The sequence below is a fragment of the Chryseosolibacter histidinae genome, from assembly GCF_018598225.1.
Lineage (GTDB): Bacteria > Bacteroidota > Bacteroidia > Cytophagales > Cyclobacteriaceae > Chryseosolibacter > Chryseosolibacter histidini.
Map to the genome: position 1 here is coordinate 1 of NZ_JAHESF010000082.1, position 13,523 is coordinate 13,523.

At 51.4% G+C, this 13,523-nt stretch carries 6 protein-coding genes; all 6 read right to left on the reverse strand.

Annotation, left to right across the window (positions count from 1 at the left end; all coding sequences use genetic code 11):
* Positions 1–938: RagB/SusD family nutrient uptake outer membrane protein (locus tag KK083_RS32130; protein WP_254170265.1), on the reverse strand; the 938-nt coding region annotated here is incomplete at its 3' end.
* 10 nt (positions 939–948) lie between these two features.
* Positions 949–4,251, reverse strand: coding sequence for a SusC/RagA family TonB-linked outer membrane protein (locus KK083_RS32135; protein WP_254170266.1), 3,303 nt, complete (start codon positions 4,249–4,251; stop codon positions 949–951).
* Positions 4,252–4,952: 701 nt separating this feature from the next.
* A complete protein-coding gene (locus KK083_RS32140) occupies positions 4,953–9,089 on the reverse strand; it encodes a two-component regulator propeller domain-containing protein (protein ID WP_254170267.1) in 4,137 nt (1,378 codons plus the stop codon).
* 89 nt (positions 9,090–9,178) lie between these two features.
* Entirely contained in the window at positions 9,179–10,219 is a 1,041-nt protein-coding gene (locus KK083_RS32145; protein WP_254170268.1) for a DUF6807 domain-containing protein, read from the reverse strand.
* A gap of 8 nt (positions 10,220–10,227) precedes the next feature.
* Positions 10,228–11,586 (reverse strand): Gfo/Idh/MocA family protein, encoded by a 1,359-nt coding sequence (locus KK083_RS32150; protein ID WP_254170269.1) that lies wholly within the window; start codon positions 11,584–11,586, stop codon positions 10,228–10,230.
* Positions 11,587–11,779: 193 nt separating this feature from the next.
* Positions 11,780–13,135 carry a 3-keto-disaccharide hydrolase gene (locus KK083_RS32155; protein ID WP_254170270.1) on the reverse strand — a complete coding sequence of 452 codons (1,356 nt, stop codon included), beginning with the start codon at positions 13,133–13,135 and terminating at the stop codon, positions 11,780–11,782.
* Positions 13,136–13,523: the final 388 nt, after the last annotated feature.

The window sequence follows — 13,523 nt, forward strand, 5'->3', positions numbered from 1 at the left end:
TCTTTCAACAGCGTATCGTTAAGCACGTAGGTGCTGCCGGGTGTGGGGGTATACTTGTGCAGCATATAACCTTGCTGATGCGCGTACTCGATGGCCTCCCTGCAGGCATCCGCCGCCCGTTGCCATTTGGACTGATCGTAGTCCGGGCTGATCAGCTGTGTGCCGCGGCTGTCCCTGAAGTTGGCGTACTCCGGGTTGCCGTTGAATAACGGACTGGCTGCTGTTACCAGCACCTTGGCTTTCAATGCCAGCACGATCGATTGTGTGATCCTGCCCAGGTCAACGGCTTCGGTGCCCACAACGCGCGGCTGCAACGCTTCACTGGCGAAAGCTTCATCCAACAGCTCTACGATGTAATCCACAACCTCGTCTACCGGCGCCCTGTAAAGCTGCACTTCTTCGGGTGAAGCCGAGATGGGCAGGTTTTCCCTGATCAGCGGAATAGGGCCGTACATGCGCATCAGGTAAAAAATGTAGTAGGCTTTCAGGAACTTCACTTCGCTGGTCCACTGGCCCATCTCCCAGAGTGGCAGGTCGTTTACCTTGTGGATGTTCTCCAGGAAAATATTACAGTTGCGGATCGCTTCAAAAAGTTTCTTGCCTTCTCTTTTTCCGCTCCAGTAATTGCCATAAGGATCGGAGCTGTTCTGAAATCCGCGCTGAATGTTGATGATCTCCGCATCGATATCGATGGATGGCACCGGGTACCACAGCTCGTCGCTTGAATTGAAAGCGATATTGCCACAATTAGATCCGTTCAGCAAACCGTGCTGCGGCATATACGAATAGCAGGTGAAAAGATAACGCTCTGCGGAAGTGCGCAGTGTAAACGCGTTATCGATGGTTGCCACACTGTCAGGCACTACGTCCAGGTATTCTTTACAGGAAAAAGAAATGCAGAGGAACGCAATGATAAATACTGTTTTTACTTTTCTCATACCCTTGATTTTAAAATCCTACCTGAAGGCCGATGTTGTATTGCTTCTGTATGGGATATCCGAGTCCGTTGCCCGCCATCTCCACATCCCACAACTTGAACTTGCTCCAGGTATATAAATTGGTAGCGTTGACGTACAACCTCAGAATATCCAGGCGCACACGCTGGCTCACGCGAAGCGGCAACGTATAGCCTACCTCTACCTGCTTCAGGCGAAGGAAACTTCCATCGCGCATAAACCAGGTGCTGGTCTGGTTATTATTGCTGTTGAGGTCAGAGCTCAGGCGCGGCCAGAGGGCATACAGGTTCCGGTTCTCTTCAGACCAGTGATTGTCCGCATAAGCCTTTAAAAGCTGGTTCTGCGAAATGATATTGGCGTCATCATCATTGTCAATGAAAGGTGATGTTTTCTCCACATCGATCCAGAACGAAGAGCGTGCAGAGCCCTGGAAGAAGGCGTTCACGTCAAAACTTTTGTACTTGCTCGAAAAACCGAAACCATAGATGATCTCCGGTGTCTTCGGGAATCCGATCGGCACCATGTCCAGCGTATTGATCACGCCGTCGCGGTTCACGTCCTTATACTTGATATCGCCACCCATGGTGCGGCCGAAGGATTGCACGGGTGAGCTTCCAACCTCCCCGGTTTCAGTAAAGCTGTCGCCATCCACAAAAAGGCGCTCTGCGATGTAGCCCCACTGCTGTGAGGTAGAATGCCCTTCCTTATACAGCCACTCGTGATCATATTCGGGCTCCTCGTAGGCAACAAACTTATTGCGGGCGAATGTAAAGTTACCCCTGACCTGCACGATAAGGTCGTTTTCGATATGATCGGAATAATCCAGCGACATATCTACAGCACGTGTTGCCGCCTTGCCCACGTTGGCTTTGGGTTTGTTGCCCATCAGGCCCATGGTAACGGGAATGGAGGCGCGATCCATCAGGATGTTGTAACGCCGCTCGGTGAAGAATTCTCCGATGAAATTCAGTTTATCGAACAACCCGATCTCGAGTCCAAAAGTAGAGTTCACTGCAGTCTCCCAGGTGATGTCCTGGTTCTCATACCGGCCAATGGAGATGCCGTTGCGCGTATATCCGCCATCGGTGCCAAAGCTGGCCTTGTAATCGCCATTGTTCATGTTCACATCCGAGATGTAGAAGAACCGGTCGGCTTTGCTTCCGATAGCATCGTTGCCTACCAGGCCATAGTTGGCGCGTACCCGCAGCTTGTTGATCTTGCGTTCATAACTTTGGAAGAACGGCTCGCTGGAAATAGACCACGCCACACCCGCCGAAGGGAAGAACCCGAAACGTTCACTTTCATGGAAACGCTCCGAGCCATTGTAACCGAAGTTAAACTCGAAGAAGTAACGGTCAGCATAGCCGTACGTAGCCCTTCCTGAAAGGCCGAGGTTACGCGCGGGCAGTGACTCCTGTAACGATACCTGGTTATTGTCATCGACGTCTTCGGGATTGCCGGTAAGCTCGGATTGCGCCAGCAGCACCGCCATGGCACTTACGCTGTGCTTGTCATTGAATGTCTCCTTCCACAACAGCTGGGCCTGGCCACGGAAAACAGAAGACACTTTGCGTTTGCTCTCATCGATATCGGCATCCAGCCAGTCAGTGCCGCCACCCTGATCCGGAGGACCGGGATTGATCAGGTTCAACCTGTAAGTGTTGGTCACCTTGTCGTAGTTGGTGGCGATGGGTATACTATACCAGAACGGCTGCATCTGGCGTGTCACATCAAATGCAGCGCGACGGTTGGTATTCACCATGCCGTTAAACGTGAGGCCCTTCAGAATAAAGCCCAGGTCCTGCTTCAGCTCGAATTGCGCCAGCATGATAGACCGTGATGTTTCTTTGTAACCTTTCACCAGGTCTGCATAAGGATTGATGTAGCGCTTCTGCGGATCTGAGAGTACCGAATTGCCGAACATAATATGGGGCACGTTCTCATAAATGCCCTCGGCGGGATAATATGCCGGAAATAACGTCTGGCTTGTGCGCATCACTTTCTGGTAGAGTGCCTCACCGCCATCCAGTGGTCCCCGGTAGTCGTCGAACGTTCCACTCAGGCGGATCATCAGGTTGGTGGTTTGCGTCACGTTGATACCAATGTTCGAACGCAGGTTGTACGTTTTCATATTGATGTTGCTGTTGAAATCGTTTCGCTTATCGACCTTCAGCACGCCGTTGTCCTGGTTGAACGACGACGAAACGTAATAATTGGCGATCTTGCCTCCACCCGTAAGGCTCATGTTAGCCCGTTGGTTGATGGTCTGATGCTTGAAGAGCATTTCCTGCCAGTCCACCGCCGGAAACACAATGGGATTGACACCTGCTTCAGTGCTTTCAATCTTGTATTGTGAGTTGGGCAAAACACCGAGCCTGTTGCGTGTGAGCACCGACTCATTGTGCAGTTTCATGTAGGTGACCGGGTCGGCCATTTCGATGTCGCGGGTGGGCTTCGAGAAGGTGTTCTCAAAGCGGAACGTGAGCTTGGGCTTGCCCTCCTTACCCGATTTGGTGGTGACCTGGATCACGCCGTTCGCACCGCGCGCACCGTACAGCGCGTTGGCCGTAGCATCTTTCATAATGGAGAAGCTTTCGATGTCGTCAGGTGTGAGTCGCGCCAGCTCTGTTGTGGTATACTCCATACCATCGATCAGGATCAACGGATCTTTTTTATAACCGAACGTGGTGGCACCGCGGATGAAGAACTCGGCATTGTCGCGTCCGGGCTCACCGCTTCGCTGGTAAGCGATCACCCCTGACAACCGGCCAGCCAGGGCAGTAGTAAGGTTACTGGAAGGTACTTTCAGCTCGCTGGGTTTGATGGTGGTGATGGAGCTCACAACTGACTCTTTTTTCTGCTCGCCAAATGCCACCACGGTCACTTCCTCGAGCGTAGTGACATCCGCCTTCATGGTAACGTTGATCTTAGAACGTCCGCCGATCGGTTCCTCCATGCTCAGATAGCCGATGAACGAGAACACCAGCGTGGTAGCGCCATCCTGTACACTCAGCGAGTAGTTGCCATCAGAGTCGGTCGTGGTTCCGGTGCTGGTTCCTTTGACAATGACATTCACACCGGGAATGCCCTGTCCGTCGTCTCCGGTAATCTGACCGGTGATCACACGGTCCTGCAGATCTGCAGGGGCAGCCATGTAACGCGCGAATCCTCTCTTACCTGAGCGGTTGTCGATCTCTTCAGCGAATGCTGCGCCGCAGAAGATCAGTTGCAATAAGGTGCCAAGAAGAAAATATCCTGCCACCGCTAAATTCTCCTTGCGTAAATTTAGACTCATAGGTTTAGTGTTTAATGAAATGTGACTACAGTAAAAGCCCTTGTACATGCTCATCTACGGTACGGTTATCGAAGAGCGCTACGGGCAAGGCCGGCCTGCGCTGTAGCTACGGCGGGCACGGCAAGACAGATCCGGTGATAGACATATTTCAGTTTATCACGATCTGTTAGAGAATCATCAGGGACACTAGCCTGTTTCGGAATTGATGTTTGTCATGATGGTTAGGTTAAGTTGTAGATTGAAAGTTAGATCGAAATACTTCTAGCCGACGATAACCCTTTGAGGGTTCAGAACCCTCAAAGGGGGTTTGAACGCTAGCTGCAGCCACATCCGTCAGTAATGCAAGAATTGCTGCACGGATCAAGCTTCGGGAAAGGTATGCAAAGCGTATCCGGATGTGGGCTCATTAGGGGAGACGCAGCTTTTCCGCACCATCCTGACGATTTTGAAGAGAAGCTGAAGTGTGCCTTGTTTTTTTGGATGAGTGGTTAACGGCGTTGGGCAAATGGGCAGGGAGTTGCGCGGAGTTGCGCGGGTGTTGCACAACCTCACCATATTTTATTGGTGCATGGCTAACGTGCGAATAGCCCTCTCCTTATGAGAGACTGCAGACAACTACCTGGCTGGCAGTTGGAGAGGGAAAATGGGACTTCGACGCACTCACCCTGCCGTGGACCGTGGTCTGTGGACCGTGGACTCCCTTACTCCAATTCCTCAAGATACTGTGAAGGTGGTTTGCCGAATTGGTTGCGGAAAGACTTGCTGAAATATTTGGGATCGCTGAAGCCAACGGTGAAGGCGACTTCGGAGATGCTGAGCTTTTTCTGACGCAGCAGCATTTCGGCTTTTTTGAGACGCACGTTGCGGATCAGGTCTATGACGGAAAGACCGGTGAGCATTTTTGTTTTCCTGAACAGCACGGGGCGGCTCATGCCGATCTCTTTTACCAGGCCCGATACGTTGAAGTCGGCATCCATGATGTTCTCTTCCAGGATGGTCATCAAGCGTTGCAGGAACCTGTCGTCGGGGTCTTGCACTTCCTGGTGTTGGGGCTGCAGTGTTACGATACGGCTATACTTCTCTTTGAGCTTCTCACGCACCTGCAGGTGATTCTTGATCTTTATCGTGAGCAGGCTGGTATTGAATGGTTTCGTCAGGTAGTCGTCGGCACCGATCTCCAATCCTTCTACCTGGTGGTTCAACGTGCCACGTGCCGTTAACAGGATCACGGGAATGTGATTGGTGCGCATGTCGGTCTTCAGCTTCCGCACCAGGTCGATGCCATTCATACGCGGCATCATCACATCACTCACAATAAGGTTCGGCAGTCGCTCCGCAGCGATCTCGTATCCGTCAAATCCATTTGTACTTTCTATTACATCATAGCTGGGAAGCAGAATATCGCGGATGTACCGGCGGATATCTTCGTTATCTTCTACCAGCAGGATCAGCGGTTTCTCGCCGGTCTCCTTCTTATCTTTTGCAACTGCAGTCTCATCGGTAACATCGTCCACCGCAAGCATCAGTCCATCACTTTCCGGTTCGCTGAGGATCTGTTCTTTGCCAAAATGTTCGTTGGTGGCAGGAAGGGTAATGGTGAAACGTGTAAATCCTGAAAGACTGGGGGTCGCCTCGCGACTCTCCACTTTAATACTTCCACGGTGAAGATCGATGATACCTTTGGTCAACGCCAGGCCTATACCAAAACCCGCCTCCTGGATGCCCGTGTTCTCCGCCTGGTAAAACCGGTGGAAGATCTTCTCGAGATGTTCTGCCGCAATGCCAAGGCCGTTGTCTTCAATGATGATCTGCACAGAGGGTGTACCGGTATCTTCTCCCTGGCACGACACCAGGATATTCACATGGCCACCGCCGGGTGTGTATTTGAGCGCATTCACCAGCAGGTTGAAGAACACCTTGGAAAGCTCATCGCGATCGAACCACAGGTAAATGGGCTCTGTTTCAGTCTTGAACTGCAGCGACACATTGCGCGACTCGGCATACTCCCGGAAAGAATAGATCATCTCGCGGATGAATGCCGTGATGTCTCCCTTGCTCACCTTGAGCTTCACATTGCCTGTTTCCTGCTTCTGAAAATCCAGCAGCTGGTTCAGCAGGCGCATCAACCTATCGGAATTGGTTTTCACCAGCATGAGCTCTTTTCTGAGCACAGCATCGTGCGGATGATTTTCCATGACGTGATCGAGCGGTCCTGCCATTAAAGTCACCGGCGTGCGGATCTCATGGGCGATGTTGGTGAAGAAGTTCAGCTTGGCCTGGTGAAGCTCGTGTTGTTTAACTTTTTCGAGGTGCTCCAGCGCCAGGTCGTGCTCGAGCCGCACACGTTTTTTATTCAGCCGTGCCCAGGCATAGAGCAACAACAGGAACGTGGCCACATACCCCATGTAAGCCCACCATGTTTTCCACGGCGGCGGAAACACCACAATGGCCAACGACCGCGGCGTATCATTCCAGATGCCGTCGTTGTTCGATCCCTTTACCAGCAATGTATATCGGCCGGGAGAAAGGTTCATGTACGTGGCCACCGGCTCGTTCACAATATTCCAGTCGCTCTCGAAGCCAGCAAGCCTGTAAGCAAACTGATTTTTTTGCGCGTTGATATAATTGAGCACAGCAAACTCCACAGAAAAAATATTCTGGTCGTACCTGAACTCGATCTGGCCCTGGTGGTTCACATGATTCGGCAACAGCTCAACGTCATCGCCGGGCCTGATCTCCTTATTAAAGAGGCGCATCTTTGTAAACGCCACATCGGGAACCATCATGTTATGATTGATGCTGTCGGGATGGAAATACACCACACCGTTATATCCACCAAAGTAAAGATGACCGGTGCCATCTTTGTGGTGCGAGTTGAAGTTGAACTCTTTGCACACCAGTCCGTCGCTGCTGTTGAAATTCTTGAAGGTAATTTTCACGGCATCGAAACGCGACAGGCCATTCTCTGTGCTCAGCCAGAGGTATCCGCGGCCATCTTCCTGTATCCCGTAGATCGTGTTTCCAGGCAGGCCGTCGGTGGTTGTAAAATGACGCCAGGTTTTTCCATCGGCTTCCAGCAGGTTGAGGCCTGTGCCCCGCGTGCCCACCCAAAACCGGTGCTGGCTGTCTTCATAGAGGCTTGTGATATAATCGCCACTGATGGAGGTTGCTTCCGCAGGATTGTGCGTAAAACGGATGAAGGTGCCATCAGCTTTTTTCCTGTTCAGGCCAGACATGGTACCTGCCCAAAGGTTCTGCTTCGAATCCATGAAGAGTCGTGTGATACCTTCGGAGCTTACGGATTGCGGTTTGTCAGCCTGATGGGTGTACACTTCCCTGGCAACACCTTTTTTGGTATCGAGCTTCACAATGCCGCCGCGATAGGTCGCAATCCAGAGATCGCCATCACCATCTTTCAGCAGGTCGTAGATCACATCGTCAGGCATCGAGTGAACATTGTCACGATCATGTTTGTAATGCGTGAATTTCTTCCGCTTGAAATCGTAATAATCCAGTCCCTTGATGGTGCCGATCCAGATGCCTTCACCTTCTTCCAGCAGCAGGCATTTGATGTTGTCGTGACTCAGCGAGTTGGTATTGCCGGCGTCGTGTTTGAAGTGTGTTTTGAGGTTCAGCCGCTTGTCCACGAAAAGAAGACCATTGCCTTCCGTGCCGATCCAGAAATTCTGGTCGCGGTCTGTTGTCAGCGCGCTGGCGATCTTGAAACGGAATTTCTGATTGTCGGAGCGCGGCTTCAGGTGCCTGAACTGTTTTGAAAGCGCGCTGTAGATATTCACGCCGCCGTGAAAGGTGCCGATCCAGTAAGAGCCCTGACGATCGCAGTACAGTGAACGGATGGAGTTGTCGCTAATGGTGTTGGGGTTGTCGTGAATGTTCCTGAACTGCCTGATGGAGGTAAAATCTTCGTTCACCACATACAAGCCGCCGATGGTGCCGATCCAGAAACCACCTTTTGGGTCTTTGAGAATGGAGCGCACCGCTTTTCCATCAAGCTGTGTGCCGCGCACCGGATTCTCGGCAAACTTCAACGTATGCCTGTCGAGCACGAGCAGTCCGTCACGTTCGCCGCCGATCAGCAGGCGTCCTGATTTATCTTCAGCGAAAGCATTCACCCAGTAGCCTTTGTTCGACAGGTCCGTCGACTCCGGCATGCTGAACGACGTGAATGTAAAATCTTTGGGACCATTGTAAACGAGTCGTGAAAAACCGTGAGCAGCGCCGATCCAGATCGCTCCATCACTATCCTGGTACAAGGCGTGGATATCATCGTTCACCAGGCTGTTGCTGTTGTTCGGCTGATTCACAAACTGTATGAACGAAACTGAATCTTTTTCAACCATCAGCTTGAGGCCCTTTCGTGTGCCCACCCATAGGTTGCCATTGCGATCTTCCAGAATGGCGGTGACCGTATTATTGGTTTGCGATTCCGATGATATTTGATCAGGGTAATACCTCCGGAAAGAATCTGTGCTGGCGTCGTATTGATTGAGGCCATTGCGGGTGCCAACCCATACCCGTCCGCGGCTGTCGGTGAGCAGGCTGTAGATGGAATTTTCTGAAACGGAGCCTTTGTGGGACGGGTCGTTGCGGTACACTGTGACCCTGCGCGCATCGTATTTATTCAACCCCTCGCGCGTGCCAAACCACATAAATCCTTCAATATCCTGTGTGATGGCGAGCACTGTGCTTTGAGACAGCCCCTGTTCTACACCAATATGATCAAAATTGAGATCATGTTGTTGTGCAAAGACTTTGATGCCGCAATGCCATAAGCAGGCATACAGCACAAGCAGGCTTGTCCGGATCAAATGTTTCATACCGCGTCTGGGTGGAATGGGCTACGGAATGTACAAATAATAAAGCTGTTTCCGTGTATGAACGCTCACTTTTCTGACCTGCGACCTGTTTATTTGGTTTTTGCAAAATCGGCAGCATACCGGTCGATCTGAGTTGCGGTGAGCTCAGCATCTCCTCCGTGGATGACGACGCGGTATCGGAAAGTAGCCTGCTCGCCCTGCTTCAGGGAGAAGTTCAGCTCTTCTTTTCCATTGCTGAAAATTTTCTGACCCAGCGGATTGGCAGCAAACAGTCCATAACCGCGCGCATGCCAGTAAGTAGGATATCCCACGTTTTTGGGATGATCGATGATGGCCAGCGAAACAGTCTCGCCATCTTTCTTTCCATTCAGCACGGCCCATGACGCACGGGTACCCCACACAGCATCACCTTTGAGTCCTTTCTGACTTGTATACATACCGGTGACGCCGTCGTTGTCCATCTTGGAGACTGGTGTTACATTTCCATGCGCGTCTACAAACTTGTCGGCCTGATTAGAAGGCATTTCCAGTTGGCGCGCTACCCTCACACCCAGCATACCATCTTTAATATCTTTAAATATCACCTCAGGCACTTTTGCTTCGAGCGTGGCAATGCGGTCTATGATGAGGTCGTTATCCTTTTTTGTAAACACGAAGCGGGTCTTTTCTTCCAGCAACACCTGCCCTTCCATGTTCACCCAATGACTCAATGCTTCGATCACGGCTTTGTCTTTTTTGCCTTCCGAAGCAAGGATCTTCTGATGCCTGATGGATCCGTAGTGTGATTTCTTCTCGGCGGCAATGGCGGTGCTGTTGTTCCAGAAGTCAAGGCCGTTCACGCTTTCATAGTTCATCCACAAACCAAGGTGGTGCGGATGGTCGGTGCGTTCTCCCGCCCGTGGTGCCACAGGATAGCCACGCGTGATGGTGTTTCCACTGAATGTCTTGAGCGGAAACAGCACTGGCTTTTCCGTGGAATCGAAATAACAATAAGCCGTGAGGAATTTCCCATCGTACAGCACCTCCATTTTTTTGGATGCCGGTTTATCGTTCAGCGAAAAACCCTTTTGTGCGAGGGCAGCATGCGTGATGCACACTGCCAGGCACAATAAGAAAACTAATTTTTTCATGCGTGTGATCACAGGTTAAATGCCTTGCTTCCTGCCATCACTTCCTGCCTCGCTTCATCGAAGGTCACTTTTGTTCCGGTCCTTGCCGCCGCGTTCGCCATGATGCAGGCAATGGCGTGCGAGTATCCGGCTTCAACCGGTGCATTGGTCTCTTTGCGGCTGCGCACGCACTCCATCCAGTTGAGCATGTGGTTCGAGGTGAGCTGGTCGCCGCCGGTGTTGGCGCTGGTCTCTACTTTCTCTTCCACTTTCTTCAGGCTCATTTCAGGCAGCAGGTTCGCCTGCATGTTCATGGCTTTGGCATGACGCTCCTGCAATCCGCCGGAAGGTGTCACCATGTTGGTGTTCAGGTTCATCTCTCCACCATTGGAGTAATAAATTTCTTTGGGGCGGTCTTCGCCGTTGTGCATGCGTGAAGAGAACGTCACCTGGAATCCTGATTTCTGATCGTTCTCTGGCCCGTAGTCGAACACGGCTGTGATCGTATCCCAGTTCTCTCTTCCGTCTTTCCAGAAATAAATGCCGCCGTTGGCTACGCAGCTGCGTGGATGTTTCAATCCCGAGAACCAGTGTACAGTATCGATCTGGTGACTCATCCACTGGCCGGGTAAGCCCGATGAATAAGGCCAGAACAAACGGAACTCGAGGTGCTTGCGTGCGTCGAACGGCACAGACGGGCGGTTCATCAAAAATCTCTTCCAGTCCGTATCCTGCTCGCGCATTTTGGCAACCACATCATTTCTTCTCCAGCGGCCGGGCTGGTTCACGTTCCAGGTGAGCTCCACCATGGTGATGTTGCCGAACTTGCCCTGCTTCACAAAATCTGCGGCGGCGTGATAGTTGGTTCCGCTCCGGCGTTGTGACCCAATCTGGATGATCTTTTTAGATTCCTTGATGGCCTTCAGCGCTGCCCGTGCGTCTTCCATGGTCTCAGCAAAAGGTTTTTCGATATACGCGTCGCAGTTTCCTTTCACCGCTTCGATGCCGTGCAGGGCGTGCTGGAAATCGGCCGTGCTGATGATCACCGCATCCACTTCTTTGGAGCCGTAGAGCTCGTCGTTGTTGCGGAAGGTCTTGATGTCGTGCTGCATTTTTTCTTTCAGCTGCGCCTGTCCTTCTTCTCTTCTCAGCTTCCAGATATCAGAAACAGCAACGATGTCGAAATTCAGTGCCTGGTAGTGGTTCATGAAGCACGGCAGCAGCGAGCTTCTGAACCGATCAGAAAATCCTACGATGCCAACACGAACACGGTCGTTCGCGCCAAGAATATTGCCATAACTTTTAGCGCTGAAACCCATGGCGCCAACGTAAGCACCTGCCGTGGCCAGCGCCGACTTTTTGATAAAATCTCTTCTTGAATTTTTCATGGTTAGATTGACTTTTCTGATTTCAAATTTCTGAACTGGAATTCCGGATGATAGCTCAATTTCCGTTTTTTATGTCTTGTTTGAAGTTAATCACTGTTCCTGTTACGCGCAAGTCGCAGGGTTCCCGCGGTGCAGCAATTTCGTTTTATGAATCTGCGAATATCTGCGCAATCTGCGGGAAATGAATTTCTGATCATTTAAGCTCTTTTATTTTAATGCTCCTGAAAGAAACCAGGTCTCCATGGTCTTGCAGCAGGATGCGTCCCTTGGGAGCCATGCCAAAATCCGTCCATTTGGCATACTTGCTTCTGGCCACCAGCGCCTGGAAAATAGGGCCGCCGCGCTGGTACTCCACCACTTTATAACCGTTGAGCCAGTGCTCCACCCTGTTGTCAGGATACACTACAATACGACCATAGTTCCAGTCGCCGATCTTGTGCAATCCCCGCTTTACTTTAATGGAGGGGATCAGGTCGTACAGCGATGCCAGCGTACGGTTGCCCACAACGCCCATCTTGGCATCTGGATGTTTTTCGTCGTCCAGCACCTGGTACTCGAGACCAATGGCTGAGCCGTTGTTTCCTTCTGTTTCGGTGACAAAATATTTCACGCCACTGTTGGCGCCTTCTGTGAGCCTGAACTCGAACTGAAGGTCAAAAGCGCCGAACTCTTTTTCTGTTACCAGGTCGCCACCGTTCTGCGATTCCGCCCCATCAGATTTTAAAACACTTAATATGCCATTTTTTATCTCCCAACCTCCCTCCGGAAATTTCTGCTTGTAGGCACCTCTCCATCCGGCGGTTGTTTTTCCATCCCACAATAAGGAGAGGCCGTTCAGTTTTTCCTGCTCAGTCAATGTGTTGGGGATCAGGTTCGCCACAAAGATCCCATCAGGTGGTGACGGCTTCAGGTTCTGGGTCTGAATGCGGATGTTCCGGAAGCGGATCTGCTTGCCGGCGTCTTCAGGTTTGGTGATGGCGTGCACCTGCAGGGCGATGAATCCCTTGGGCGTCATATCATCCACGAGATGAGCGGCAGGCACACCGTTGAGAAAGGTGCGCAGGCTGCTGCCGATGCATTCGATGCGTACCTTATTCCAGTCGTCCTTTTTAAATGCTGTTTTTGCCGAAGGATTGTATTCGAGCGGGTAGAGCCAGTCCCTTCTTTTTTCATCGTAGATGCCACCGGTCCAGGCGCGGGGCGAAGGATCTATTTCGAACTGGTAGCCGTGCACGCGGCCATCCTGATAATCGGGTTTGCTTTCACTTCGGAACTGGATGCCTGAATTCATGTCGGCACCTTTGAATTCGAGCTCGAGGATAAAGTCGCCGTACAGGTCTTCTGTTACAATGAATGAGTTGGGTTCGTTCGGAACGGTGGTGCCCACGATCTCGCCGTTCACAACTTCGAATTTGGCCTTGCCGTTAAGGGGTTTCCATCCCTTGAGGTCTTTGTTGTTGAACAGCGGGGTCCATTTGCCGTCCTTTTGAGCAAAGGCGCTGAAAGACAGCGCAATTAAAATCAGGATAACGTTCAGTTTGATCTTCATAGTGGTTTTAGGTACGGAATAAACTACTTTGAGAACAGCGCATACCACTCTCATCTGTAAGGACTATCTTTTTAATGATATCCCTGACCTGCAGTGTCGTTTTAATTCGTAAGCGGTTATTGGGGGGAGTGGGTGGTTTTTGGAGTGTTTGTTAGGAGTCTTAAGTCAGGAGTCAGAAGCCAGGAGCCAGGAGTCAGAAGGTGGAAGTGCAGAATAAGGAGTAAGGAGCAAGAATTAAGGAGTAAGGAGGTCTTCGATTCGGAGCTTCCGCTTCGTACCTCGTACTTCGTACCTCTTAAATCTAGCGGGCGAGGGTCTGTGCCTGCTGAAGAAGCTGATCGAGTGCCTGGCGGCTGTACCAGGTGTTGTTGTGGAAGATGCCGGAGAT